We start from the raw sequence: 24,776 nt of genomic DNA, 5'->3' as shown, positions 1-24,776 counted from the left end.
GGCAGCGAGGGCTAGATAACAGGCTTCTACAGCAGGGTACAAGCAGGCCTTTCGGCTGCTCGCCGTGGCGCTGTCATTATGATGGCAATTGCTCTCGAATCAATGGCCATATGAGGTTGTGACTCATACTGGAAGCACTGGCTGGCTCGGCAAGCCAGATGTTTCGGCGGCTACAGTTGGAATAAACGATCGTCCGCTCACCACGTGTAGGCGGGCGTTGCCTGCCTTACGAATCGACCACCGTTAGGGGCTGAGGTCGGCCAGGGGTAAGCTGGTCAAGCCGGGAATGACCTAGCCCAGGCCTGGCTTTGCTTCATCGTCTTCACCCCGTGCCAGACAGATATCCCACTGGTGCTGGCCCTGTGGTGATCGACGACCGGGCGCTTTTTTAGCGTGAGAAGCCTCAACTGTCTGTCTATAATCCGCGCATGTTGAATCCAACCGAAATCCGCCCAATCCTCAAGCAGTGGGTCGCGAAAGCGATGTCCCATGAAGAGAGTGACGTCTTCATAGAGGAGCTGTGCTTCATCGATAAGGCCAGGCGCGCCGATCTCGTTCACGCGAATGGAAAGCTAACCGCTTTCGAAATCAAGTCACATGCTGACACCCTGGCACGCTGGGAGGGCCAGCAGCAGGCCTACATGGCTTGCTTTGATGAAGTCTGGCTATGCTGCCATTCAAAGCACTTGGTGAAGGCTCTTGAGTCGTGTCTTCCGCACGTTGGCGTACTCGTCGTCGATGACTACTCCGGCATGGCGATGATTCGAAGGGCGAAGCCCAACAAGCTCCAGGATAAATTTCACCTTACGGGATTCTTGTGGCGTAGCGAGTTGGACGCACTCGCGAGCCAGAATGGGGTGCCCACGAAAAGTCGTGACCTCATAAAAGAGGTGCGTCGCCAGCTATGCGACGCCCTCCCCATGAATGTGATCAGGTCACATGTCTTGGTCAGCCTGAAACAACGTTATCGTTAGAGTAAGTCATCGGCGTCGAAGTCATCGAAGCCGTCAGTATCTACGATGGACTGGATCATGGCGCAGATATGCTGATTGATCCTGTATCCATTCCATGTTCCGTTGTTCCCGTAGCCGGTAGATGTGGCGACAATTCTGCTGTATTCACGAGTGGCCCAGCAGAAGTCGTCACCGTGATAACCCGGCAAACCTCTAATTTCCTGGGCGATTTCAATGTATCGCACAAATTCCTTATCTGAGCCTTTGCGTCGCTGCCACCATTCCGTTGGGGTGTAATAGCAAGCAAAAGGAAGCACAGGCATGCCTCGTATGTATTCCATCGAGGCGGTTGGATTGGTGGCGGCGTAATCCCCGTAGACAATATCCGAAGCTATGCCACTGGTATCGACCCTTGCTTGCCACGCAACGTCGTAACAGGCGGAGGAACGGGAGGTATTTGAGGCGGGCTTATCGATAGGGAAGGAGGTGCTCATTAGAACCAAATTCCGTATCTGATAGCTGTTGAGTTGACGCAGGGATACATTGAAATCCGACCCTGAGGCAGTATTGGCCGGAGCTGTGGCACCGAAGTCCAAAATCACCGTCGCGGTGTCCGGGCTTTCAAGAGCATCCAGGATCGATAGCAATCTGCTCCATGAAGTCGCAGTGGGGTTCTCTGGGCAGGTAACCCTGATAGCTATATGGGGGAAATCGCCCTGAAGAGCGAGAGCACTTTGGATGACTGCTCGTTGGGGGTCGTCATCAACCCAGGAAACCACTGGTATTGCGTTCTGGTTGATGCCTGCCACATCTGAGAAGAATCGACGTTTGTTCTCAAACGCACCATGAGGATTGTGCAGGTCATTAGTAGTAATGAATTCTTCACCAACGTCCTTCGTTATTCTTGAAACGTCTAGGAAAAAAGGATGTTCAGTCCAATTCGCTAGGAATGTTTGTAGGTGCCTGTCGTCGTCACCTCGCATGTCCAAAAGCGGAGCTACGACGTCCCGCCTGTGGTCTTCCAGATTTATCAGCGCCTTAACGTCATTCTGACCAACTCGTAAACAAGCCACGTACTGCATCTTGCACTCCTTGCATGCTGTGAAAAACGGCTTCGCCGTGACGCTGATTGCATAGCGAGTAAAGGGCCCCGGCGATCAGTGAGCGTTTGCTCACTGCCACTGGCCGACGTCATGCTCCCAGCGAGACGGCAGATGGAGATTGGTACGATAGCACTTGGCCAGTCAATAAAATCTTTAATGCGTTGTATTCTGGGATGCGTTGTTTTTTTGCGGATATGGGGTGCGCTTATGTCCGATTAGTCAGTGTGCTACTCATAGTGGAGTTGGTGAAGTCGTGGTCACCATGGGAGATGCGCACATCTACTTGAACCATATTGAGCAGGTGAAGTTGCAGTTGACCCGCGAACCTCGTCCTTTGTCCAAGCTGATTTACGAAGCGTAAGCCTGAGAGCATTTACGACTATAGGTGGAGCGTAGAGGATGGGGAGCCGTGATGACTTAATTTAGGTTTTTAGTGGCCACGTTCGAATGCCGGTGTCATGACGCTGCTGTTTGGTGTTTCGAGCCTCTGGGTTGGGAAGTCACATGGTCACAGCTTCTCATCCATGTCGTCCAGCGCTTGGCGAATCCTGCGACTGATATCCGATGCGAAAGCGTCAATGTCGTGCATGGCCAGAAAAACTTCGCGTGATTCCAGAACTATGGGTTCATCGTCGACTGTCCTTCCGTTTCTGTGAACGATGTCGTGGCGCAACCTAGAAATGGGGATCATGGGGGAAATATCTAGATCTTTCATATGATCGCCAATTAGGGCGCATAGCACGGTTTTGATGGTGGTTGGATTGTGAAATGTCATCTCGGAAAGAGATTTGAGCACTACACCTTCGACGCCTTTAGGATGTTCGGCAATTTCAGCGAGCGTGAATTTCTTCCCTCTGTTGAAGGTCTCGATCTGCCTGGAAATGTTCAGAAGAAATTTCTTATCTCTGACGATGAGAGCCTGTACCGATGTGCTTATCATGGCCTCCAGCAGTGTTACGACGTGGGCGTAAAGCAGCTTGCACATCATCTGGAGGTGCGACCCGTGTTCGCTGTCACTGAGGAGCGCGACTGCCCGTCTTAGCTCAGTGTCGAACTCTATGTACTGATCATGAAAGGACTGACGTTCCAGCCACCTGTACTGGGCCTCCTCATCGTACGCATCCATCATGTCCGAATATTCTTGCGCCAGAGCTTGGTAAGCCTCTGAAGACTCTTCAACATCTTCGGCGTTAAGGCGATCCCCTGCCCAGGCCAGAAATCTGTCCTGTTCGACCTCGAAAAGGTACTCCTTCACGCTACTCATAATTTTGGGCCCATGGCTATGATGTTTGAGGGTAGGCGCTGCGGGGTCTCCCAGTGCGTTATTCTAGGCCGTGCTGATGACTATTGCCTTGGCCCTCGTTGTGCCGACGAATCGGTTGCCTGCTGGAGCTGAGAATTCTCCATTCGCTGAATATTAATCGTGTTGTACGTGATCGACTGGGCACGTTGCTCCTCGGCTTTACTGAAACGAACTCCTTCTCCAAGGATGCCTCTTTCTTCTAGATCCAATGCGAATTCCAAAACCTTGGTTTTAGTTTGATCTAGTATGCCAATCAGCTTGTAAGTGGGGATTTGAAGACCGGGTTGAAAGTCTGTCTTCGTCAAACTCATGAAGGCCGAATTAAGTCTGCTAGGGAATTTTATGATCACGCTCTCGTCTTTGCATTCTTCCACCAAGTAGGTGATTCGACTTACCGAGTCGTACAAGGAGTGTTTCTCGACTAGGTCATGAAAATCAGCTTGAAGAGTCACCGGTATCCATCCCGCGTATGGGTTGAACGCTTTCAGTTCCCCTCTGAGGATTCGGTAACTAGGTAGCATTCCTTTGGGATAGCCGTTCAGTTCATGATTCAGCCACTCCTCAATGTCCCGGATTTTGAGCTTTTTGGACACCATTAAAGCTTTTCGCAGTAGATCGGAGATCGAAATCGTTCTATCAAGGGCGTCTCGCTGCAAATCTAAAACCAGGCTGTCCATAGTTCAGGATGCTCCCAGTAAAGCGGTTATGACGGGCAGATAGGACGCAAGTACGTTGCCTCCTGCGCCTTCCAACACGGTTTTGATTGAGGACAGGCATTCCTTGATGATGCGACCCTTTGGGGCGGGCGATCTGCTCTGAAGCCTAATCGTCTCAATATCTGACTGCAGGCCTCTGGCGATTATGTGGTCGGTTATCTTCGAGATATCTTGAGACAATGATTCTAGAAAGTCGTTGAGGTCAGGAACACCCAAGTCAAGATGCTGACTGGACTTCTGGGTGTCTTGTTGCAGTTGGGAATTGTGCATAGAGCCGATCGATATGTGGTTCGTCTTGCTCATGTCGTGCCCTCACTCCGCGATGGCGATCTGATGCGACATCATCCAGCTCTGCCTCACCTGTGGCAAATAGATCGCGTCGAAGACCGTGGCGATCGTAAGCGGTATTCTGATTCGGGCCGGTTACGTCGGCTTTGTTTTTTGGCAATCTATGGGATCTCTCCCTCTGCCCGGCCCCAAGACAGCATGTTAAAGGGGAGGGCTTATGAACAAGGATGCCCACAGATGCCCGCGTTGAAAGCCGAAGACTTCCGAGCTATGTCTCACAATCCGGGCGAGTCTGATCCAGGGTGGGTGGCTCGTGCTGAAGACGCCATGAGAATGCTAGGGCAACTGACTGCTCAAGACGAGGTAGTACTTTATCTGAGTGGGCCGCAGGCTATCGTTCATGGCGTGCTAGCACCCGCCCGTAAGCTGACGCAGGCAAGAGTCAGAGAGCTCCAAAATGCTTCATTTCCGGAAGGGCAGGACACATGGAGTATCTGCCAAGAGATCAGCAGTGACGGTCGTGCAATCCGCTTGGAGCCTCCCCTCGGATCTTGGTCAAACGAGTTTCAGGGCGAGAAACTGATCTTTCGCCGCGAGTTCAGTGGGGTTGAGCGGGACAGGGCTGCGATAGAGCTCAGTCAGAAGCTGGTTCACAGCCTCGATTTGTACTTTGTACCTGAGCGCAACAGCTACTGCAGGCTTGACGAGCACGGTGACATCGAAGAGGTCATTCGCATCATTCAGCAGCCCGAGGGTAAAGATAAATTCCGTCTGGATTTGGTAACAATCCTTCGAGCTGATCTCGAAAAGTACATGGCAGTGACGAAGCAGAGCTTGGTGATGCGGTTCGATTTCACCAGGCTCGATACCGAGAATTTTTCAGGCTGGAACGGTGTAAAAACGCAGCACTCGGACAGCCCAGACCTCTATTACCATCACGGGCTCTGCCGTGTAGGTAGCTACTGCAACGGTGTGATGGTACTCCGGCCCACTATCACCGTGGCGAGCCTGATCAAACAGTGGGAAATGGAGGAAGACCGCGCATCGCGCCGGTATGCAGAATTCAAAATCTACGATCGGAAAAGCGGTCGGAATGTAGAGACTTCATGCGCCCCAGAGTGTCTGTCGAATTATTTCCAAGATAGCGAGCTGCCGTGGGAAATTTCGCCTGCGTTCTTCAGAGCAGAGGTGTTGCATCTGTACAAGGCCGACCCTGACAAGTATTCCCTTGAGGATAGGCATATCAGCTGCCGGGGCTCTTGGTATCTCAGGTCTTACGACCAAAACGAGGATGGTCAAGTGCATGCGTACATCGGCGACTTGGCCAAGCTCCCTTACAGCGTTCAGCTCTATTGGCAGTCATTCAACGAATGGCCCAAAGGAGCGATATCGAAGCGTGCTCACCAAACAGACATAAAGGGCTCCTGGGATCTGGAGTACGAGCCGGTTGGTGCCTTGAAGAATGCGATCCGGGAACTGGATAGATCTGCCCCCGCTTGGTGGAATCCCAGAGGGGAAGAGCTTGAAGCGGCGGTTCACATTCCGGCCACGGATTCAACCAAGGAGTGGGCAGACGAAATCCTCGCGCTAGACCAGTATCTCGTGGAGGGCTTTCTGCTGAAACCGTTGCGTGGGATAGCTGACGGCCTTGGTAAATCAGTTCCCTCTAGCTGGGCATCGCTGCGGGTGATCCAGGAAATACTGTGCGGTGTGGGAAATTCCGAGGCGCAAGCCAAGGCGATTGTGATGCCCCTACAGAGGCTCCATGGTCTAAGGACAGAGGTCAGGGGGCATGCAACTGTGGAGAAAAAGCGTGCAGCGGAGTCGGAGGCCCGGACGAATCACGGCTCCCTACGAAGTCACTTCATTTTTTTAGCCGGGGAGTGTGAGAGAGCGTTAGACACCATCCGGGTGGCATTGGGTGCGCTGTGAATCTTTAGCGCTGTAGCTTAGAGCTCTCGGGAGTCGTCAAGTCTCCTGAGGGCAGGCTATACGCGCTTTAGATAGCGGGAAGGCATATCAGCTTGGATGAGACACCGATGATTTTTTTCAATGATCTGCTTGCGCTGAAATGTGCAGATTGTTATAATTAACACAAGCAAAACAGCTCGGAACAAGCTTAATGTATATGTAATGTGCAGATTTACCGGGGGACAAAATTGCTGGGCCTGCCGTACAACACCGCCGCGCTGGCGTTGCTGACCCACATGCTGGCCCAGCAATGCGACCTGATCCCCCACGAGATCATCGTCACCACCGGCGATACCCATGCCTATAGCAACCACATGGAACAGATCCAGACCCAGCTGGCGCGTACGCCGAAAAAACTGCCGGAACTGGTGATCAAGCGTAAGCCTGCCTCGATCTACGACTACAAGTTCGAAGACTTTGAAATTGTGGGCTACGACGCCGACCCGAGCATCAAGGCCGACGTGGCTATCTAAAGCCTTATTCGGTGAAAAACTGTGGGAGCTGGCTTGCCTGCGATAGCGCAGTGTCAGGCGACATCAATGTTGCTGGCACACCGCTATCGCAGGCAAGCCAGCTCCCACATGGGTTCGGTGTTCGCTTGAGTTAGTGGCCGTGGCTTCTGCCCACATGCGAAGGCTCGGCCTCGCTGGCCGCAATCCCGCCGCTGACTTCCAACTGCTGCAAAATCCCGCACTGGTTCCCACCGCCGCAACGTTGGCGCAGGTCCAGCAGTTGCTCCTGCAAGGCCAACAACCCGTCGATCCGCGCTTTCACATGGTGGATATGCTCGTCGATCAAGGCATTCACGCTTTCGCACTGGTCCTGGGGGCTGTCGCGCAGCCCCAGCAGGCTGCGGATTTCTTCGAGGGTCATGTCCAGGCTGCGGCAGTTGCGGATAAAGGTCAGCCGCTCGGTGTGCGCCTGGGTGTACACGCGATAGTTGCCGTCGGTGCGGGCCGGGGGCGGCAGCAGGTTTTCCTTCTCGTAATAACGGATGGTTTCCACCGGGCAATCGGTGAGTTTGGCCAGTTCGCCGATCTTCATCGCAGCAATCTCCAAATGGGTGCTTGACCCTATAGTGGCTACAGGGTCTTTACTTGGCAACAGGCACCTTTACGGACGCGACCTGATGAGCCACTCCATTCATACCCCGCACAAGCACGACCACAAGCATGATCACGATCACGCTCATGACCACGGCCATGATCATAAACATGATCATAAACATGATCATGCGCCCGCCAAACTCACCCCTGTGGATAACCACGGCCATTCCGGCTCCTGCTGCTCCGGCGCTGCCGGGCCTGCCATCGTGACCTTGAGTGAAGCGCCAACTGCCGGCTCGCGCCTGAGCACCTTCCGCATTGAAGCCATGGACTGCCCTACCGAGCAGACGCTGATCCAGAACAAGCTGGGCAAGCTCGCTGGCGTTCAGCAACTGGAATTCAACCTGATCAACCGCATTCTCGGCGTCACCCATGACCTGCCGAACACTGCGCCGATCATCGAGGCAATCAAGTCCATCGGCATGCAGGCCGACCCTATCGAAGAGGGCAGCCCCGCCGCCGCGCCGCCCGCCAAGAAGCATTGGTGGCCGTTGGCGGTGTCGGGCGTGGGCGCCCTGGGTGCCGAAGTGCTGCACTTCACCGGCGTGGCACCCACCTGGGTGATTGCGCTGGTGGCATTGGTGTCGATCCTCAGCGGCGGCCTTACCACCTACAAGAAGGGCTGGATTGCCCTGAAGAACTTCAACCTCAATATCAATGCCTTGATGAGCATCGCGGTAACCGGCGCGATCCTGATTGGCCAGTGGCCGGAAGCGGCAATGGTGATGTTCCTGTTCACCGTGGCCGAGTTGATCGAGGCCAAATCCCTGGACCGTGCGCGCAACGCCATCAGCGGGCTGATGCAGATGACCCCGGAACAGGCCACGGTACGCCAGGCCGATGGTTCCTGGGTGGAACAGGAGGTCAAAAGCATTGATCTTGGCGCGATTGTCCGAGTAAAACCTGGCGAGCGCATCGGCCTCGACGGAGAGGTCACGGCCGGCCAGTCCACCATCGACCAGGCACCGATCACCGGGGAAAGCCTGCCGATTGAGAAAACCGTGGGCGATAAAGTCTTTGCCGGCACCATCAACCAGGCCGGTTCCCTGGAGTACAAGGTCACCGCAGCGGCGAACAATTCGACCCTGGCGCGAATCATCCACGCCGTGGAACAGGCCCAAGGCGCACGCGCACCGACCCAGCGGTTTGTCGACAGCTTCTCCAAGGTCTACACCCCGGCCGTCTTCCTGTTTGCCCTCGGTGTGGCGGTGATTCCGCCGCTGTTCATGGCGGGCGTGTGGTTTGACTGGATCTACCGCGCCCTCGTGCTGCTGGTAGTGGCCTGCCCTTGTGCTTTGGTGATCTCCACCCCGGTGACCATTGTCAGCGGCCTGGCAGCAGCAGCGCGCAAAGGCATCCTGATCAAGGGTGGCGTGTACCTGGAAGGCGGCTACAAGCTCGATTACCTGGCCCTCGACAAGACCGGCACCATCACCCACGGCAAACCGGTGCAAACCGACTACCTGCCGCTGTTCCCGAACATCGAAGACAGCGCGCCGGCCCTGGCCGCCAGCTTGGCATCGCGTTCCGACCACCCGGTGTCCCTGGCGATTGCCAACGCGGCTGTGGATAAAAACCTGTCGACTCACGCTGTGGATAACTTCGAAGCCCTGGCCGGGCGCGGTGTGCGTGGTGATATCAACGGCCAGACCTATCACCTGGGTAACCACCGCCTGGTGGAAGACCTCGGCCTGTGTTCCGAGGCCTTGGAAGAAAAACTCTTCGCCCTGGAAAAACAAGGCAAGTCCGTGGTGTTGCTGCTGGACAAGTCCGGCCCGCTGGCGCTGTTTGCCGTGGCCGACACAGTCAAAGAGAGCAGCCGTGAAGCCATCCAGCAGTTGCACGACCTGGGCATCAAGACCCTGATGCTCACCGGCGACAACACCCACACCGCCCAAGCCATTGCGGCCCAGGTCGGTATCGACCAGGCCCAGGGCGACCTGTTGCCCACCGACAAGCTGCAAGCCATCGAAACCCTCTACGGCCAGGGCCACCGGGTGGGCATGGTCGGTGACGGTATCAACGACGCCCCGGCCCTGACCCGTGCCGAGATCGGCTTTGCCATGGCCGCAGCCGGCACCGACACCGCCATCGAGACCGCCGACGTGGCGCTGATGGACGATGATTTGCGCAAGATTCCGGCTTTCATTCGGTTGTCGCGGCAAACGTCGAGTATCCTCAAGCAGAACATCGCCCTGGCGCTGGTGATCAAGGCGATCTTCCTGGCCGTCACGTTCATGGGCATGGCGACCATGTGGATGGCGGTCTTCGCCGACATGGGCGTGAGCCTGCTGGTGGTGTTCAATGGCCTGCGCCTGGTGCGCAAATAGCGGATGAGAGGGTGGTGTGCTGAGTGCTGAGTTAAAGGCGTTTTTCATGGTCGCCCGCCTGGGCAGCATTACCCAGGCGGCGAAGAAACTCGGCCTGAGCCAGCCCACGGTGACCACCCAGATTCGCAACCTGGAAAGCCAATACGGCGTCGAATTGTTCTACCGGGGTGGCCGCCGCCTCACCGTCAGCGACGAAGGCGCGCGGCTATTGCCGATGGTCAAGGCGCTGTTGCAGCAGGAAGCGGATATCGAGTTTTTCCTGCGCAACAACGGTCAGGTCCAGGGCGCGCTGAGGATTGCCGCGACAGCGCCTTATTACATCCTCGATCTGGTCAAAGCCTTTCGCGAACGCCTGCCCCAGGTGGAAGTGTCGGTGGAAATCGGCAACTCCCAACAGGTGCTTGAGGCGCTGGACGATTACCGCGTCGATGTTGCGGCCTCATCGCAATTGCTCGAAGACGCCCGGCTGATCCGCCGCGTGCTGGGCACGGACCCGCTGGTGCTGGCGGTGCACCGCAATCACCCGTTGGCCAAGCTTGATCACGTACCGTTGAGCGCGCTAATCGGGCATACCTTGCTGATGCGTGAAGCGGGCTCCACCACCCGCCGGCTGACGGAAGAGATGTTGAAGAACGCCGGCGTGGGGTATGGGCCGTTGCTGGAGATTGGCAGCCGTGAGTCGATTCGCGAGGCGGTGCTGCGCAATATCGGCATCAGCATCATCGCCCGCCAGGAAGTGCCCCATGACCCGCAGTTGCGGGTGCTGACCATCGAGAATGCGCCGCAGATTCCGGAGTACCTGTATTGCCTCAAGGAAAGAAAAAACGCCCGGTTGCCGGCGGCGTTCCTTGGCCTGGCGCAGGAAATGTCACCCCTGTAGGAGCGAGCTTGCTCGCGAAAAACTCCAACGATGACGCAGCGCTATCAGGCCACCCGCGTCGTTCTCAAGTTCTTCGCGAGCAAGCTCGCTCCTACAAAAAATACCAATACCACTATCACCTGCTTTTGCCTTTCTGCCACACCAGCTACGCATTCCCTCCCTAGCATGGCCTTCATCCGTTCGATGAGGTGCCACCATGCACACAGCCCTGACCCAACCCGGCGCACCGATGAAAGTGCGCGCAATCCAGAAACGCTTTGGCGCCTTCACCGCGCTGGACAACGTGTCCCTGGACGTAGCCGCCGGCGAGCTGGTATGCCTGCTGGGCCCTTCCGGCTGCGGCAAGACCACACTGCTGCGCTGCATCGCCGGCCTGGAACGCCAGGACAGTGGTGAGCTTTACCTGGGCGAGCGCGACGTGTCGCTGCTGCCACCCCAGGCGCGGGACTACGGCATCCTGTTCCAGTCCTACGCGTTGTTTCCCAACCTCAGCGTTGAAGCGAACATCGGCTACGGCCTCACCGGCAGCGGCCGCGATGAAGTGCGCAAGCGGGTCGCGCAGATGCTCGAACTGGTCGGCCTGGTGGGCAGCGAAAAGAAATACCCCGGCCAACTCTCCGGCGGCCAGCAACAGCGCGTCGCCCTGGCCCGCGCACTGGCGCCGGCGCCATCGTTATTGCTGTTGGATGAGCCGATGTCGGCCCTCGATGCCCGCGTACGCGAGCACCTGTGCACCGAATTGCGCCAACTGCAGCGGCGCCTGGGCATCACCACCTTGATGGTGACCCACAACCAGGACGAAGCCATGTTGATGGCCGACCGCATTGCTGTGATGAACAACGGCAAGGTCGAGCAGTACGCCACGCCCCAGGAAATCTACGACCGCCCGGCCACGCCGTTCGTGGCGGAGTTTGTCGGCCAGGGCAACTGGTTGCCGTTCAGCCGTAACAGCGCCAGCCATGCCCAGGTGGGTGGGTTGAATATGCGTTTGGCTGAGGACGCGGGTGTCGCCCAGTCGGGCCGCTTGTTCTGCCGCCCGGAAGCGATCTGCGTCAACCCGCCGGTGCATGAAGAAAACCTGTTCCCGGCCAAGGTTCGCGAGATTACCTTTCTCGGCAACCGCTGCCGCATGAGCTTTGAGCTGGAGCAGTTGCCAGGCCATCCGTTGCTGGCTGAACTGGCGCCGGAAGCCATGCCGCGCCTGGGTGCACAGGATATCTGGGTGGCGTTGCCGCCGCGCAGCCTGCAGGTGTTTGCCTGAGATGGGGGCTGTGATGACATTGCCGGTACCGCGTCAGGTGTCCCGCGCCGAGTGGGGCGACCGCCTCTTTGTGGTCGGCGGCAAATGGCTTTGGCTGGGCCTGTTGGTGGTGGCGGTGTTGTTGCCGCTGTTGGCGATCTTCTGGCGCGGCTTCAGCAGCGAAGCCGGGCAGGGCGGTGGCCTGGTGGCCGCACGCGAACTGCTGAGCAGCGCCAACTTTCACTGGTTGCTGGGCAATAGCCTGAAAGTTTCCCTCAGCGTGGCGGCCATCGTCGTGCCGCTGGCCTACTTGTTTGCCTATGCCCTGCAACGCACGCTGATCCCCGGCAAGTCCATCTGGCGCGGCCTGTCCTTGCTGCCGTTGATGGCGCCATCGATGCTGCCGGGCATTGCCCTGGTTTATCTGTTCGGCAACCAGGGTCTGCTGCGCGGCTTGTTCTCGGAGAATATCTACGGGTTCTGGGGCATTGTGCTCGGTGAGGTGATCTACACCTTTCCCCATGCCTTGATGATTTTGCTGTCGGCGTTGTCCCTGGCGGATGCGCGCTTGTTCGACGCCGCTTCGAGCATGGGCGCCAGCCCGGCCCGGGCGTTTCGCAGCATTACCTGGCCGGCTACGCGCCAGGCGGTGTTCGCCGCATTCTGCCTGGTGTTCACCCTGACCATCACCGACTTCGGGGTGCCGGTGGTGGTGGGCGGCGATTACCAGGTGCTGGCGCTGGAAGCCTACAAGGCCGTGGTGGGCCAGCAACAGTTCGGTCGCGGCGCGTTGATCGGCATGGTGTTGCTGCTGCCGGCGCTGTTCAGCTTTGGCGTGGATGCGTGGTTGCGCCGTCGGCATGGCGACGCGATGAGCGGCCGCGCCCAGGTGTTCCAGCCGGCGCCATCGCGGCTGCGCGACGGGTGCTACCTGGCCATCGTGCTGCTGATCTGCGCGGCGTTGCTGCTGGTGTTCGGCATGGCGGTGTACTCCTCGCTGGTGAAATTCTGGCCGTACAACCTATCGCTGTCGCTCAACCACTACCAGTTCGAAGACACCGCTGGCGGCGGCTGGCTGGCCTATCGCAACAGCCTCACCATGGCGTTGTGCACGGCGTTGATCGGCAGCGTGCTGATCTTCACTGGCGCCTACCTGATGGAAAAGACCAAAGGCCAGAAGAACCTCAACCTGGCGCTGCGCATGCTCAGCTTCGTGCCGATGGCCGTGCCGGGCCTGGTCCTGGGGCTGGGCTACGTGTTCTTCTTCAACCTCAACGGCAACCCGTTGCATGTGTTGTACGGCAGCATGGCGTTGCTGGTGGTGTGCACCATTGCCCACTACCTGACCACCGCCCAAATGACCGCGACCACCGCCTTGCGCCAGTTGGACGCCGAGTTCGAAGCCGCCGCGTTGTCTCTCAAGGCGCCGTTGTACCGGCATTATCTGCGCGTCACGGTGCCGATCTGTCTGCCGGCGCTGCTGGACATCCTGCGCTACCTGTTTGTGTCGGCGATGACCACCGTGTCCGCCGCGATCTTCCTCTACAGCCCCGACACCATCCTCGCCGCCGTCGCCGTGCTGAACATGGACGACGCCGGCAATGTGGGCGGCGCGGCGGCCATGTCGACCCTGATCCTGTTCACCTCGGCCAGCGTCTCGCTGCTGCTGGCGTGGGCCTCACGTGGCGCGCTGCGCCGCTCCCAAGCCTGGCGCCAGCGCGCACCCGGCCAATAAAACATCCCTGAAGGAGGTGCTCCATGTTCAAGCCCCTGGCGCTGGTCGCTGCAGTCCTCACGGCATTCAGCCTGAATGCTTTGGCCAAGACCGAGTTGACCGTGTACACGGCCCTTGAAGCCGAGCAATTGAAGACCTACAAAAAAGCTTTCGAACAGGCCAACCCCGACGTCGAGATCAAGTGGGTGCGCGACTCTACCGGCATCATCACCGCCAAACTGCTGGCCGAGAAAGACCGCCCCCAGGCTGACGTGGTGTGGGGCCTGGCCGCCTCCAGCCTGGCGATCCTCGATCAGCAAGGCATGCTCGACAACTACGCGCCCAAGGACCTGGACAAGATCGGCAAAAACTACCGTGACGCCGCCAACCCACCGGCCTGGGTCGGCATGGACGTATGGGCCGCAACCATCTGCTTCAACACTGTCGAAGCCGAGAAACAGGGCCTCACCAAGCCAATAAGCTGGCAGGACCTGACGAAGCCCGAATACAAGGGCAAGATCGTGATGCCCAACCCGGCGTCGTCGGGCACTGGTTTCCTGGATGTCAGCGCCTGGCTCCAGACCTTCGGCGAGAAGCAAGGCTGGCAGTACATGGACGACCTGCACCAGAACATCGGCCAGTACGTTCACTCCGGCTCCAAGCCGTGCAAGTTGGCGGCGTCCGGTGAGTTTCCGATCGGTATTTCCTTTGAATACCCGGCGGTTCAGCTCAAGCGCCAGGGCGCGCCGCTGGACATCATCCTGCCCAAGGAAGGCCTGGGCTGGGACATCGAAGCCACCGCCGTGATCAAAGGCACGGCCCATGCCGACGCAGCGAAAAAACTCGCTGACTTCTCCGCCAGCAGCGCGGCGATGGACCTGTACAAGGACAATTTCGCCGTGCTCGCCCAACCGGGAATCGCCAAGCCACAGACCGAATTGCCGGCCGACTACGAGCAGCGGTTGATCAAGAACGACTTTGTCTGGGCTTCCAAGAACCGTGACAGCATCTTGGCCGAATGGCGTAAGCGTTATGACGGTAAGTCGGAAAAACAATAACTTTTTACCTCAACCTGTAGGAGCGAGCTTGCTCGCGAAAACCTGACAGGCGACGCGGGCAATCAGACGCACCGCGTCATCGTTAGCGACTTTCGCGAGCAAGCTCGCTCCTACAGAGGGCTGCATACTCCATGACAGATTTACTGATCGTCGGCGCCGGCATCCTCGGCCTCTCCCACGCCTATGCCGCCGCCAAACGCGGCCTCAAGGTCAAGGTGTTCGAGCGCAGCGCCACGCCACTGGGCGCCTCGGTACGCAACTTCGGCCAAGCCCTGGTCACCGGCCAACCGCCAGGGCCCATGCTGGACCTGGCGCGGGAAAGCCGCGAAATCTGGGGCCAATGGGCGCAAGCGGCGGGCCTGGCGCTCAAACGCAATGGCTCCTACCTGTTTGCCCGCACCGAAGCCGAAGAGCATCTGCTCGAAGCCTTCTGCGCCGGGCGAGCGCGGGAGCACGGCTACAACGTCGAGTTGCTGCAAGGCGCTGCCATGAACGACCTGTACGCCGGCCAGTTCCGCCATCACCGCGCCGCGCTGCATGGCAAGGACGATCAGCAACTGTATTCCCGTGAAGCCATCCCGGCGCTGATCCATTACCTGAGCCAAGCGCTGAACGTGGAGTTTCATTTCTCCACCTTGGTGCGCGAGGTTGAACCGGGCCAGTTGCACAGCACGGCGGGCAGCTTTCGCGGCGCGCAGATCATCGTCTGCTCCGGCCACGATTATCAGACCCTGCTGGCCGACGCCATCGCCGCGCTCAACCCGCAAACCTGTCGCCTGCAAATGCTGCGCGCCCGACCGGTGCTCAACCTGAACCTGCAACATGCCTTGCTCACAGGCTTGAGCTGCGTGCACTACGGCGCCTTTGCCGACCTGCCGGAAGCGGCCGCGGTGCAGGCGCAGATCCTGGGTGAAACGCCGTACCTGCACGAGCACGGCATTCACCTGTTGATCAGCCCTACGCCCCATGGTGAGTTGATCATCGGTGACTCCCACCATTACGACAGCGATCCGTCGCCCTTCAATGCCGAGCAGGTGGATGACTGGCTGATCGAACTGGCGCAGCAGACCCTGGGTTGCAAGGTCCAGGTGGTCGAGCGCTGGCAGGGTGTCTACGGTTCGCGCGGGCCTGGGCCGTTTTCGTTTGTGCAGGCGGCACCCGGCGTCAGCGCTGCCTTGATGCACACCGGCGTAGGGATGAGCGTGGGGCCGGCGATGGCCGAGCGTAATATCAACACGTTGTGGGGCGAGACGCGATGAACCCGGAACAGGCGATTGCCCAGGTGTTTGGCTTGTACGAGCAGCATGGCACGGCTGACTACATCGGCGAGCCGGTGTCGCAAATCGAGCACATGTCCCAGGCCGCGCAATTGGCCATGGCCGAAGGGTTTGACGACGAGGTGGTGTTGGCGGCGTTCTTCCACGACATCGGCCATCTCTGCGGCCAGGGCGGCGCGAACATGGGCGGTTATGGCGTGGTCAGCCACGAGCGGCTGGGCGCCGATTACCTGCGCCGCGCAGGCTTCAGCGAACGCCTGGCCAAATTGGTGGAATACCACGTGCAGGCCAAGCGTTACCTGACCTTCAGCCAGCCGGATTATTTCGCCCGCTTGAGCCAAGCCAGCCGTCGCACCCTGGGTTACCAGGGCGGCGTGATGAGCGCCGAAGAGGCCCGGACCTTTGAACAAGACCCGTTGTATGCCGTGAGTTTGCGTATGCGCCACTGGGACGAGCAGGCCAAGCAAACGCAGGTGCCGGTGTTGGACCTTGAAGTGCTCAAGGCAAAAGCCCGGCAGGTGCTGGAGGCTTAAGTTTCGTCGAGCCGCTGGGCAAGGGCCTCGACCTGTTCCTGGCGCTCGGCCTGGCTCAGTTTGGCGTGGGGGTTGAGGGACGACCATTGCGGATAGGCGCGGGCCTTGTTTAATGCGTCGGGCAGCTTGCCTTCGCGCCAGGTTTTGTCCTGGGGCGTGTCGACCTTGATGCTGTGCATCGCCGCATGCCCGCGCAGGTTCAGGGCCTTGAGCAGTTGGCGTTGGCGCAGGGCGAGCAGGCGCAGCACGCTGTCATCGACGGTGAGTTCGCGTTGGCCCTTGATCTTGCCCATCAGGCGGCTGCCATAGCTGCGCGCGGTTTGCAGCGCACCGCCGGCAATCGCGCCCGCGAGGGCCGCCGCGCCCAGCGTCAGGCCGCCGACCAGCAGATCCACGCCCGCACCGGCCGCGGCGCCGGCGGCGATCCCGCCACCCACGCGCACGCCCAGTTGCTTGAGGGTTTCAGGGTTGAACAGGTCGTCGCCCCAGCGCCCGTCCAGCAGCGGCAAGTCGCTGGCGGCGGCGTCCTGTGGGCGGAAGCCGAACAGTTTGAGTAGGGCTTCGACGCACTTTTGCTCGCGTTGGCGCACGGCCTTGCGTAAGTCGCTGACGGCTTGGGGCTCATCTTCGGTGGTCACACTGCGGCGGCACGCGGCGCAGTCGATCAGCAATTCGGCGATCAGCCGTGCAGCACTTTGCTGGCGAGCCTGGCGCTGGGCTTCTTGATCGAGGATCAGGCGTTCCAGCTGGGGGCGGGCGTTTTCCAGCAGCAGGGCCAGGCTTTCATACAGGCGTCGCTCGCCGTCTTCGGGCGGTGCCACGCTGTCGAAACGCACCAGCGCATGAAGGCCGAGGCGGGCCAGGGCTTCGCGCCAGTCCGGTTCGCGGTGGTCGCTGCTGCTGACAAAGTTGAGCACCGGCAACAACGGCTTGCCGCAACTGGCCAGCACTTGCAGCTCGTCGCGATACTTGGCCAGCACCGGCTCGCGAGCGTCGATCACGTACAGGCCGGCATCCGAGGCGAGCAATTGGCGCAGCACCTTGGCTTCCTGTTCGAAACGCTGGCGCGCTTCGCTACCTTCCAAAAAACGCGCCAGCCGCGCAGGGCCATCCAGGCGTTCGCCGGGGCGGTCGAGGCGTTCCAGGTAGTCGAGCAGGGCTATGGCGTCTTCCAGGCCGGGGGTGTCGTACAGCTCCAGCAAGGCTTCGCCATCCACCGACAACCGTGCACCTTCCACATGCCGCGTGGTGCTGGGGCGATGGGACACTTCGCCAAAGCCGACATCGCGGGTGAGGGTGCGCAGCAGTGAGGTTTTGCCCACGTTGGTGTGGCCGACCACGGCGAGTTTCAGCGGTTTAGTCATGACCGGTCTCCAGCCAGCTTAGCGGCGCGCAATCGGCAAACGACACCTCAAGTTGTTGCAGCGCGGCATGCCAGTCGCCCAGGCGCTCGGCGTCCAGCGCCTGGCCCGGTGGCGCCTGCAGCAGCCATACGCGGGTGTCGGTGGCGCTGCGTGCCAGCTCGGCGATCAGCGCCAGGCTGCCACGGTCGGGCGAGCGGCGTGGGTCACAGGCGATGGCCAGGCGCGCGGGTGGGAAGCGGCTGAGTTGTTCCAGCAGCTTGTTGCGTGATTCGCGACTGTCGAGGATGCCGGCGTTATTGACGTTGGCGGGCAGTTTGGGCGGCCAAGGGTGTTGGTCGTCGAGTTCGATGGCAACCAGCAAGGCGCCGTCGCTCTCCAGCTCGCTCACGCCGCCGCTGACCTGGTGCAGGTGCTCGGGCGCCACATCGTTGACCCCAAGGCGCTCGCTGCTGGGCATCAGGCGTTCGCGCAGTTGGGCGTAGCCGGGCAGGTTGAGGTCCAGGCGCAACGCTGCGCGCCCGCGTTTCCATCGCCACAGGCACAGCAGGGCGAGGATCAACCGCGGCAACAGGCCGTAGACCAGCAACACGCCCACCAGCCAGGCGGCCCAGGCTTGGCGGGCGCTTTCGATATTCAGCGCGGAGTCGCCGCTGGCGCGGATCATCTCAACGCTTGGCACATTGAAACCGAGCAGCGCCGGGAGTGTGCCAAGGGCCTGGGTCACGGCGACAAAGGTATCGGCGCCGAGAATGGTGGTTTCCCACACAAACCCATAGCGGCGGGTGGCGAGCAGGGTCAGCAGGATCACCAGGGCGCTGAGCAAGGCCAGCAACCACAAGCTGTTGACCAGCACACCCACTGCCCAGCGATTGAGTTTTTGCCGTTGCAGCAACAGCAACAACGCCGGGGCCAGTTGCGCGGCCTTGGCGTCGCGCGCCAGTTTCTCGCTGAGCCACAACCACAGCCGGCCGAGGCTGGCGCTGTGTTCACCGGCAAACAGCAGGCCCAGGGCCCAACTGACCAGCAAGATCAGATTCAGGCCGAGCAGGCTGCCCAAGGCCCAGAACACATTCACCGGCGCCAGGCCATTGCCCAGCGCGGCGAACGCCAAACCGGCGCCGCTGATGACGGCGACCACCGCCAGTAACACCAGCGCCAGGCGTGCGCCTTGCAGCCAGCGGCTGAGCGCGGCGGCCAAACCATCGCGTTCGGCCAGGTGCAGCGCGCGCTGCTGGATGCGCGTGGGCAGGTCGCCCCCGGCGGTGCGGGCCAGGCGGTTGGCTTCCAGGTCTTCCAGGGGGCCGGCGTGTTCTTCGCGCAGGCGCACGGTTTCTGTCAGCCAGAGTTTTTGCAGCGGGTTCAGTGCAGTCACGCGCCGTCCTGTCGTGTTGATGAGGTTGGAGCATAACCGCTGGCTCGCCGCTCTGGTATTCTCGTCGCCATGAAAAAAACTCTCCCTTTAAGCCTGATCGCAGCCCTCGGTGAAAACCGTGTGATCGGCGTCGACAACAGCATGCCCTGGCATTTGCCGGGGGATTTCAAATATTTCAAGGCCACCACGCTCGGCAAGCCGATCATCATGGGGCGCAAGACCTGGGACTCCCTGGGCCGACCGCTGCCGGGGCGCTTGAACCTGGTGGTCAGCCGTCAGACCGACCTGCGGCTGGAAGGTGCGGAAGTTTTTCTGTCATTGGAGGCTGCGGTAGAGCGCGCTGAGGAATGGGCCAAGGCGCAAGGCGTGGACGAACTGATGCTGATCGGCGGCGCGCAGTTGTATGCGCAGGGGCTGGAGCAGGCCGACCGCTTGTACCTGACCCGCGTGGCGCTGAGCCCGGAGGGGGATGCGTGGTTTCCAGAGTTTGATAGGAACCAGTGGAAGCTGGTGTCGAATGTCGAGAATCCAGCCGAAGGTGATAAGCCGGCCTACAACTTCGAAGTGTGGGAGCGTAACTAGTGTAGGAGCGAGCTTGCTCGCGAAGATCGTCAACGATGACGCGGGCATTCTGAATGAACGCGGCGCTTTCAGGTTCTTCGCGAGCAAGCTCGCTCCTACAGGTTATAAGCCTTTATGCCTGCGCCAGTTCGGCATGCTCATCGGCATCCAGCAACGTCTTATCCGTCTGCCCCATGATCTGGCTGGTAATCGCCCCGGCCGTCATCGAACCATTCACGTTCAACGCCGTGCGGCCCATGTCGATCAGCGGCTCTACGGAAATCAACAGCGCCACCAGTGACACCGGCAAGCCCATGGCCGGCAGTACGATCAGCGCGGCAAAGGTCGCACCGCCGCCGACGCCGGCAACGCCCGCCGAACTCAAGGTCACAATCGCCACCAGGGTCGCGATCCACAGCGGGTCCAGCGGGTTGATGCCCACGGTCGGCGCGACCATCACCGCCAACATGGCAGGGTAAAGACCGGCGCAACCGTTCTGGCCGATGGTCGCGCCAAACGAGGCGGCGAAACCGGCGATGGATTGCGGAATGCCCAGGCGACGGGTCTGCGCTTCAATGCTCAGCGGAATACTCGCCGCGCTGGAGCGGCTGGTGAAGGCGAAGGTCAGCACCGGCCACACCTTTCGGAAGAAGCGCAGCGGGTTGATCCCGGCCAGGGACAGCAGCAGGCCGTGCACCACGAACATCAGGCCCAGGGCCAGGTACGACACCACGACGAAACTGCCCAGCTTGATGATGTCTTGCAGGTTGGAACCGGCGACCACTTTGGTCATCAGCGCCAGCACACCATAAGGGGTCAGCTTCATTACCAGGCGCACCAGGCGCATCACCCAGGCTTGCAGGGTGTCGATGGCGTTAAGGACTTTCTGGCCTTTTTCCACGTCGTCCTTGAGCAGTTGCAGCGCGGCAACCCCAAGGAATGCGGCGAAAATCACCACGCTGATGATCGACGTCGGCTTGGCCCGGGCCAGGTCGGCGAACGGGTTGGCCGGTACGAACGACAGCAGCAACTGCGGGATATTCAGGTCGGCGACCTTGCCTGCGTAATCACTCTGGATCACTTGCAGGCGCGCCATTTCCTGGGTGCCGGCCACCAGGCCTTCGGCGGTCAGGCCGAACAGGTTGGTCAGGCCGATGCCGATCAGCGCCGCGATGGCGGTGGTGAACAACAGCGTGCCGATGGTCAGGAAGCTGATCTTGCCCAGGGACGAGGCGTTATGCAGGCGCGCCACGGCACTGAGGATCGAGGCGAACACCAGCGGGATCACGATCATTTGCAGCAGTTGCACATAGCCGTTGCCGACCAGGTCAAACCAGCCGATGGAGGCTTTGAGCACCGGGTTGCCGTCGCCGTAGATCGTATGCAACGCCGCGCCGAACAGCACGCCCAGCACCAGGGCGAACAGCACCTTCTTGGCCAGGCTCCAGTTAGTACGGCGGGTTTGTGCCAGGCCCAGCAACAGGGCCACGAACACCAATAAATTGAGAATCAGGGGCAGATTCATTGAAGCTCCGTTGAAAAGGCAGCCAATCGCGTGAGCCTGCGATTGCGAACCGGGAAGCCTAACAGCTTGAAATATATTGATTTAATACCGATATGGAATGGCGACTGTCGTTTTTGGAATAAGCGTTTGACGCTCAGGCGTATGCCCTTGGCGTGATCACGACGTCCTTGGTCGTGCTCGGGCGATAACTGTCATACGGATTTGTTAGCGTCGATGTCTTTCACTTGAGGGAGACAACGCCTATGAAGCTCGCGCCGACACTATTGGTATCCGCCGCCTTTTGCCTCGGGCTCGCCAGCCAGGCGTTTGCCGCCACCGAGTTGAAACACTGGCCGGCACCTGCCGCCAAACAACTCAACGAAATGATCGCCGCCAACGCCAACAAGGGTAACTACGCGGTGTTCGACATGGACAACACCAGCTACCGCTACGACCTCGAAGAGTCCTTGCTGCCGTTTATGGAAAACAAGGGCCTGATCACCCGCGACAGCCTCGACCCGTCGCTCAAACTGATGCCGTTCAAAGACACCGCCGAGCATAAAGAGAGCCTGTTCAGTTACTACTATCGCCTGTGCGAAGTCGATGACATGGTCTGCTACCCGTGGGTGGCCCAGGTGTTTTCTGGCTTCACCCTCAAGGAACTCAAGGTTCAGGTGGATGAGCTGATGGCCTCCGGCAAGCCGGTGCCGGTCAGTTATTTTGAAGGCGACGCGGTGAAGACATCCGAGGTGCAGCCGCCCAAAGTCTTCACCGGCCAGGCCGAGCTGTACAACAAACTGATGGAAAACGGCATCGAGGTGTATGTGATGACGGCCGCTTCCGAGGAGCTGGTGCGCATGGTCGCCGCCGATCCGAAGTACGGCTACAACGTCAAACCCGAAAACGTCATCGGCGTGACCACCCTGCTCAAGGACCGCAAGACCGGCGAGCTGACCACCGCCCGCAAGCAGATCGCGGCTGGCAAGTATGACCAGAACGCCAACCTCGGCCTGGAACTGACCCCTTACCTGTGGACCCCGGCGACCTGGATGGCCGGCAAGCACGCGGCGATCCTCACCTACATCGACGAATGGAAAAAACCGGTGATCGTCGGCGGTGACACACCCACCAGCGACGGCTACATGCTGTTCCACGATGTGGACGTGGCCAAGGGCGGCATCCACCTGTGGATCAACCGCAAAGACAAATACATGACCCAGCTCAACGGCATGATCGCCAAGCACGCGGCGGCGCAAGCCAAGGAAGGGTTGCCGGTGACGGCGGATAAAAACTGGGTGATCGTGAAACCTGACGAAATCCAGTAAAGAGCCTTAAGTCGAAGTGCAGTCACTGTGGGAGCAGGCAAGCCAGCTCCCACATTTGATCTTCACTGTTTTGGGGATTTTCTCCAGGCAAAAAAAGCCCCGCACTTGGCGGGGCTTTTTTATGCGCGGGGCTTACAGGCCGTCGAGCATGGCTTTGTTGCGTACCGCACCTTTGTCGGCGCTGGTAGCCAGCAACGCGTAGGCCTTCAACGCGGTAGTGACCTTACGCGGGCGTTTCTCCACCGGCTTCCAGCCCTTCTTGTCCTGCTCAACCCGGCGTGCTGCCAGTTCTTCATCGCTGATCAACAGGTTGATCGAGCGGTTCGGAATATCGATCAGCACCTTGTCGCCATCCTGCACCAGGCCAATCGCGCCACCGGCAGCGGCTTCCGGCGAAGCGTGGCCGATGGACAAGCCCGAGGTGCCGCCCGAGAAACGCCCGTCAGTCAGCAGGGCGCAGGCTTTGCCCAGGCCTTTGGATTTCAGATAGGACGTGGGGTAGAGCATCTCCTGCATACCCGGGCCACCTTTAGGGCCTTCGTAGCGGATGATCACGATGTCGCCTTCCTTGACTTCGTCCGCGAGGATGCCGCGTACCGAACTGTCCTGGCTTTCGTAGATCTTGGCGCGGCCTTCGAAGACGTGGATGGACTCATCCACACCCGCCGTTTTGACCACACAGCCGTCGAGGGCGATGTTGCCGTACAGCACGGCCAGGCCGCCTTCTTGCGAGTAGGCGTGCTCGACACTTCGGATGCAGCCGTTTTCACGGTCGTCGTCCAGGGTGTCCCAACGGGTCGACTGGCTGAACGCGGTCTGCGTCGGAATGCCCGCAGGGCCGGCCTTGAAGAAGGTGTGCACGGCTTCGTCGTCAGTCTGGGTGATGTCCCATTTGGCGATGCCTTCGGCGATGGACTTGCTGTGCACGGTCGGCAGGTCGGTGTGCAGCAGGCCGCCACGGGCCAGGGAGCCGAGGATCGAGAAGATCCCGCCGGCGCGGTGCACGTCTTCCATGTGGTACTTCTGGATGTTCGGCGCGACCTTGCACAGTTGCGGCACGTGACGGGACAGGCGGTCGATGTCGCGCAGGTCGAAATCGATCTCGGCTTCCTGGGCGGCGGCCAGCAGGTGCAGGATGGTGTTGGTGGAACCGCCCATGGCGATGTCCAGGGTCATGGCGTTTTCGAACGCCTTGAAGTTGGCGATATTGCGCGGCAACACCGACTCATCGTTCTCGCCGTAGTAGCGCTTGCACAGCTCGACGATGGTGCGGCCGGCCTGCAGGAACAACTGCTCGCGGTCGCTGTGAGTGGCCAGTGTGGAACCGTTGCCCGGCAAGGCGAGGCCCAAGGCTTCCACCAGGCAGTTCATCGAGTTGGCGGTGAACATGCCGGAGCACGAACCGCAGGTCGGGCAGGCGCTGCGCTCGTATTCCGCGACCTTCTCGTCAGAAGCGCTGGAATCGGCGGCGATCACCATGGCGTCGACGAGGTCGAGGCCGTGGGAGGCGAGTTTGGTCTTGCCGGCTTCCATCGGCCCGCCGGAGACGAAGATCACCGGGATGTTCAGGCGCAAGGCAGCCATCAACATGCCAGGGGTGATCTTGTCGCAGTTGGAGATGCACACGATGGCGTCGGCGCAGTGGGCGTTGACCATGTACTCCACGGAGTCGGCGATGATCTCGCGGCTCGGCAGGGAATACAGCATGCCGTCATGGCCCATGGCGATGCCGTCATCCACGGCGATGGTGTTGAATTCCTTGGCCACGCCGCCAGCGCGTTCGATCTCGCGGGCGACCAGTTGGCCCAGGTCCTTGAGGTGGACATGGCCCGGCACGAACTGGGTGAACGAGTTGGCAATCGCGATGATCGGCTTTTTGAAGTCGTCATCTTTCATCCCCGTGGCACGCCACAGCGCGCGCGCACCGGCCATGTTGCGGCCGTGGGTGGATGTTTTCGAGCGGTAATCAGGCATTGGAGCACTCCGGGCGGCTAATCAAGTACTAAAGGGGAGTGAGCTTCTAATTGACGACTGGAACACTCAGAAAATGGCCGTGTGTCCGGAAGTTGCCACTCGCGTCGCGGGATCGCCGCTTGCTTGGGCCTCGAGCTCATAAACCCGCCGGGGGATGACTGGCGATGAATAGGGCCGATTCTACACCGACTTCTTGTAGGAGCG

At 59.8% G+C, this 24,776-nt stretch carries 21 protein-coding genes and 1 pseudogene; 13 read left to right on the top strand and 9 right to left on the bottom strand.

Annotated features, from left to right (window positions below; translation table 11 throughout):
* The first annotated feature begins 428 nt into the window (after nt 1-428).
* Complete coding sequence (locus HU731_RS14220) at nt 429-974, top strand: sce7726 family protein (RefSeq protein WP_186607242.1); 546 nt, start codon at nt 429-431, stop codon at nt 972-974.
* Here HU731_RS14220 and HU731_RS14215 read toward each other — a convergent pair.
* A complete protein-coding gene (locus HU731_RS14215) occupies nt 971-2,035 on the bottom strand; it encodes a beta family protein (protein ID WP_186607243.1) in 1,065 nt (354 codons plus the stop codon). The two genes, HU731_RS14220 and HU731_RS14215, sit on opposite strands and share 4 nt — an antisense overlap.
* A gap of 283 nt (nt 2,036-2,318) precedes the next feature.
* Between HU731_RS14215 and HU731_RS28820 the strand changes: the two genes are divergently transcribed.
* Nucleotides 2,319-2,417, top strand: coding sequence for a thymidylate synthase (locus HU731_RS28820; protein ID WP_437180735.1), 99 nt, complete (start codon nt 2,319-2,321; stop codon nt 2,415-2,417).
* 147 nt (nt 2,418-2,564) lie between these two features.
* Here the strand turns inward: HU731_RS28820 and HU731_RS14205 are convergent, their stop codons facing one another.
* The 3 genes from HU731_RS14205 to HU731_RS14195 form a co-directional block, all read right to left on the bottom strand.
* Nucleotides 2,565-3,320, bottom strand: coding sequence for a hypothetical protein (locus HU731_RS14205; protein WP_186607244.1), 756 nt, complete (start codon nt 3,318-3,320; stop codon nt 2,565-2,567).
* An 80-nt stretch (nt 3,321-3,400) separates the two neighbouring features.
* Nucleotides 3,401-4,036, bottom strand: coding sequence for an AbiTii domain-containing protein (locus HU731_RS14200; protein ID WP_186607245.1), 636 nt, complete (start codon nt 4,034-4,036; stop codon nt 3,401-3,403).
* Nucleotides 4,037-4,039: 3 nt separating this feature from the next.
* A complete protein-coding gene (locus HU731_RS14195) occupies nt 4,040-4,378 on the bottom strand; it encodes a hypothetical protein (protein ID WP_186607246.1) in 339 nt (112 codons plus the stop codon).
* Between the two features lie 222 nt (nt 4,379-4,600).
* On the opposite strand from HU731_RS14195, the gene HU731_RS14190 reads away from it, so the two are divergent.
* Both HU731_RS14190 and thyA read left to right on the top strand, forming a co-directional pair.
* Nucleotides 4,601-6,295: a hypothetical protein gene (locus HU731_RS14190; RefSeq protein ID WP_186607247.1), complete on the top strand. Its 1,695-nt coding sequence runs from the start codon at nt 4,601-4,603 to the stop codon at nt 6,293-6,295.
* 230 nt (nt 6,296-6,525) lie between these two features.
* Nucleotides 6,526-6,807, top strand: a pseudogene (gene thyA / locus HU731_RS14185) (thymidylate synthase); the annotation flags it as partial.
* A gap of 130 nt (nt 6,808-6,937) precedes the next feature.
* On the opposite strand, the gene cadR reads toward thyA, so the two are convergent.
* Nucleotides 6,938-7,378 carry a Cd(II)/Pb(II)-responsive transcriptional regulator gene (gene cadR / locus HU731_RS14180; RefSeq protein ID WP_003195185.1) on the bottom strand — a complete coding sequence of 147 codons (441 nt, stop codon included), beginning with the start codon at nt 7,376-7,378 and terminating at the stop codon, nt 6,938-6,940.
* Nucleotides 7,379-7,463: 85 nt separating this feature from the next.
* On the opposite strand from cadR, the gene HU731_RS14175 reads away from it, so the two are divergent.
* The 7 genes from HU731_RS14175 (at nt 7,464) to HU731_RS14145 (ending at nt 16,472) form a co-directional block, all read left to right on the top strand.
* Nucleotides 7,464-9,770: a heavy metal translocating P-type ATPase gene (locus HU731_RS14175; RefSeq protein ID WP_186607248.1), complete on the top strand. Its 2,307-nt coding sequence runs from the start codon at nt 7,464-7,466 to the stop codon at nt 9,768-9,770.
* Nucleotides 9,771-9,786: 16 nt separating this feature from the next.
* Nucleotides 9,787-10,650 (top strand): LysR family transcriptional regulator, encoded by an 864-nt coding sequence (locus HU731_RS14170; RefSeq protein ID WP_186607249.1) that lies wholly within the window; start codon nt 9,787-9,789, stop codon nt 10,648-10,650.
* 196 nt (nt 10,651-10,846) lie between these two features.
* Complete coding sequence (locus tag HU731_RS14165; RefSeq protein WP_003195180.1) at nt 10,847-11,911, top strand: putative 2-aminoethylphosphonate ABC transporter ATP-binding protein; 1,065 nt, start codon at nt 10,847-10,849, stop codon at nt 11,909-11,911.
* 1 nt (nt 11,912) lies between these two features.
* A complete protein-coding gene (locus HU731_RS14160; protein WP_014720359.1) occupies nt 11,913-13,625 on the top strand; it encodes a putative 2-aminoethylphosphonate ABC transporter permease subunit in 1,713 nt (570 codons plus the stop codon).
* Between the two features lie 23 nt (nt 13,626-13,648).
* Nucleotides 13,649-14,662: a putative 2-aminoethylphosphonate ABC transporter substrate-binding protein gene (locus HU731_RS14155; RefSeq protein WP_186607250.1), complete on the top strand. Its 1,014-nt coding sequence runs from the start codon at nt 13,649-13,651 to the stop codon at nt 14,660-14,662.
* 131 nt (nt 14,663-14,793) lie between these two features.
* The gene (locus tag HU731_RS14150; protein WP_186607251.1) at nt 14,794-15,921 is read left to right on the top strand and encodes a TIGR03364 family FAD-dependent oxidoreductase; all 1,128 of its coding nucleotides are present in this window, start codon (nt 14,794-14,796) and stop codon (nt 15,919-15,921) included.
* The gene (locus HU731_RS14145; protein WP_186607252.1) at nt 15,918-16,472 is read left to right on the top strand and encodes a phosphonate degradation HD-domain oxygenase; all 555 of its coding nucleotides are present in this window, start codon (nt 15,918-15,920) and stop codon (nt 16,470-16,472) included. Before HU731_RS14150 ends, HU731_RS14145 begins: the two co-directional genes overlap by 4 nt.
* On the opposite strand, the gene HU731_RS14140 is transcribed toward HU731_RS14145, so the two are convergent.
* The gene (locus HU731_RS14140) at nt 16,469-17,836 is read right to left on the bottom strand and encodes a DUF3482 domain-containing protein (RefSeq protein ID WP_186607253.1); all 1,368 of its coding nucleotides are present in this window, start codon (nt 17,834-17,836) and stop codon (nt 16,469-16,471) included. The genes HU731_RS14145 and HU731_RS14140 overlap by 4 nt on opposite strands.
* Nucleotides 17,829-19,208, bottom strand: coding sequence for a DUF2868 domain-containing protein (locus HU731_RS14135; RefSeq protein WP_186607254.1), 1,380 nt, complete (start codon nt 19,206-19,208; stop codon nt 17,829-17,831). Before HU731_RS14135 ends, HU731_RS14140 begins: the two co-directional genes overlap by 8 nt.
* 69 nt (nt 19,209-19,277) lie before the next feature.
* Between HU731_RS14135 and HU731_RS14130 the strand changes: the two genes are divergently transcribed.
* Nucleotides 19,278-19,790, top strand: a complete 513-nt coding sequence (locus tag HU731_RS14130) for a dihydrofolate reductase (protein ID WP_186607255.1) — start codon at nt 19,278-19,280, stop codon at nt 19,788-19,790.
* A 112-nt stretch (nt 19,791-19,902) separates the two neighbouring features.
* Here HU731_RS14130 and HU731_RS14125 read toward each other — a convergent pair whose 3' ends face one another.
* Entirely contained in the window at nt 19,903-21,294 is a 1,392-nt protein-coding gene (locus HU731_RS14125; RefSeq protein WP_186607256.1) for an L-cystine transporter, read from the bottom strand.
* 242 nt (nt 21,295-21,536) lie between these two features.
* Between HU731_RS14125 and HU731_RS14120 the strand changes: the two genes are divergently transcribed.
* Nucleotides 21,537-22,598, top strand: a complete 1,062-nt coding sequence (locus tag HU731_RS14120) for a phosphorylcholine phosphatase PcpP (protein WP_225931455.1) — start codon at nt 21,537-21,539, stop codon at nt 22,596-22,598.
* Nucleotides 22,599-22,730: 132 nt separating this feature from the next.
* Here the strand turns inward: HU731_RS14120 and ilvD are convergent, their stop codons facing one another.
* Nucleotides 22,731-24,572: a dihydroxy-acid dehydratase gene (gene ilvD / locus HU731_RS14115; RefSeq protein WP_003195159.1), complete on the bottom strand. Its 1,842-nt coding sequence runs from the start codon at nt 24,570-24,572 to the stop codon at nt 22,731-22,733.
* Nucleotides 24,573-24,776 lie beyond the last annotated feature (204 nt).

It is taken from the genome of Pseudomonas salmasensis (assembly GCF_014268375.2).
Lineage (GTDB): Bacteria > Pseudomonadota > Gammaproteobacteria > Pseudomonadales > Pseudomonadaceae > Aquipseudomonas > Aquipseudomonas salmasensis.
Note: the sequence above shows the minus strand (reverse complement) of the source record. Positions and strands in the feature narration are given on the sequence as shown.

What these genes read in the sequence shown, in the direction of transcription:
- HU731_RS14165 (WP_003195180.1), top strand. Translation starts at nt 10,847, where the DNA reads ATGCACACAGCCCTGACCCAACCCGGCGCACCGATGAAAGTGCGCGCA.
- HU731_RS14160 (WP_014720359.1), top strand. Translation starts at nt 11,913, where the DNA reads ATGGGGGCTGTGATGACATTGCCGGTACCGCGTCAGGTGTCCCGCGCC.
- HU731_RS14220 (WP_186607242.1), top strand. Translation starts at nt 429, where the DNA reads ATGTTGAATCCAACCGAAATCCGCCCAATCCTCAAGCAGTGGGTCGCG.
- HU731_RS14190 (WP_186607247.1), top strand. Translation starts at nt 4,601, where the DNA reads ATGCCCGCGTTGAAAGCCGAAGACTTCCGAGCTATGTCTCACAATCCG.
- HU731_RS14125 (WP_186607256.1), bottom strand. Translation starts at nt 21,294, where the DNA reads ATGAATCTGCCCCTGATTCTCAATTTATTGGTGTTCGTGGCCCTGTTG.
- ilvD (WP_003195159.1), bottom strand. Translation starts at nt 24,572, where the DNA reads ATGCCTGATTACCGCTCGAAAACATCCACCCACGGCCGCAACATGGCC.
- HU731_RS14140 (WP_186607253.1), bottom strand. Translation starts at nt 17,836, where the DNA reads ATGACTAAACCGCTGAAACTCGCCGTGGTCGGCCACACCAACGTGGGC.
- HU731_RS14130 (WP_186607255.1), top strand. Translation starts at nt 19,278, where the DNA reads ATGAAAAAAACTCTCCCTTTAAGCCTGATCGCAGCCCTCGGTGAAAAC.
- HU731_RS28820 (WP_437180735.1), top strand. Translation starts at nt 2,319, where the DNA reads ATGGGAGATGCGCACATCTACTTGAACCATATTGAGCAGGTGAAGTTG.
- HU731_RS14205 (WP_186607244.1), bottom strand. Translation starts at nt 3,320, where the DNA reads ATGAGTAGCGTGAAGGAGTACCTTTTCGAGGTCGAACAGGACAGATTT.
- HU731_RS14155 (WP_186607250.1), top strand. Translation starts at nt 13,649, where the DNA reads ATGTTCAAGCCCCTGGCGCTGGTCGCTGCAGTCCTCACGGCATTCAGC.
- HU731_RS14175 (WP_186607248.1), top strand. Translation starts at nt 7,464, where the DNA reads ATGAGCCACTCCATTCATACCCCGCACAAGCACGACCACAAGCATGAT.
- HU731_RS14120 (WP_225931455.1), top strand. Translation starts at nt 21,537, where the DNA reads ATGAAGCTCGCGCCGACACTATTGGTATCCGCCGCCTTTTGCCTCGGG.
- HU731_RS14195 (WP_186607246.1), bottom strand. Translation starts at nt 4,378, where the DNA reads ATGAGCAAGACGAACCACATATCGATCGGCTCTATGCACAATTCCCAA.
- HU731_RS14200 (WP_186607245.1), bottom strand. Translation starts at nt 4,036, where the DNA reads ATGGACAGCCTGGTTTTAGATTTGCAGCGAGACGCCCTTGATAGAACG.
- cadR (WP_003195185.1), bottom strand. Translation starts at nt 7,378, where the DNA reads ATGAAGATCGGCGAACTGGCCAAACTCACCGATTGCCCGGTGGAAACC.
- HU731_RS14145 (WP_186607252.1), top strand. Translation starts at nt 15,918, where the DNA reads ATGAACCCGGAACAGGCGATTGCCCAGGTGTTTGGCTTGTACGAGCAG.
- HU731_RS14150 (WP_186607251.1), top strand. Translation starts at nt 14,794, where the DNA reads ATGACAGATTTACTGATCGTCGGCGCCGGCATCCTCGGCCTCTCCCAC.
- HU731_RS14215 (WP_186607243.1), bottom strand. Translation starts at nt 2,035, where the DNA reads ATGCAGTACGTGGCTTGTTTACGAGTTGGTCAGAATGACGTTAAGGCG.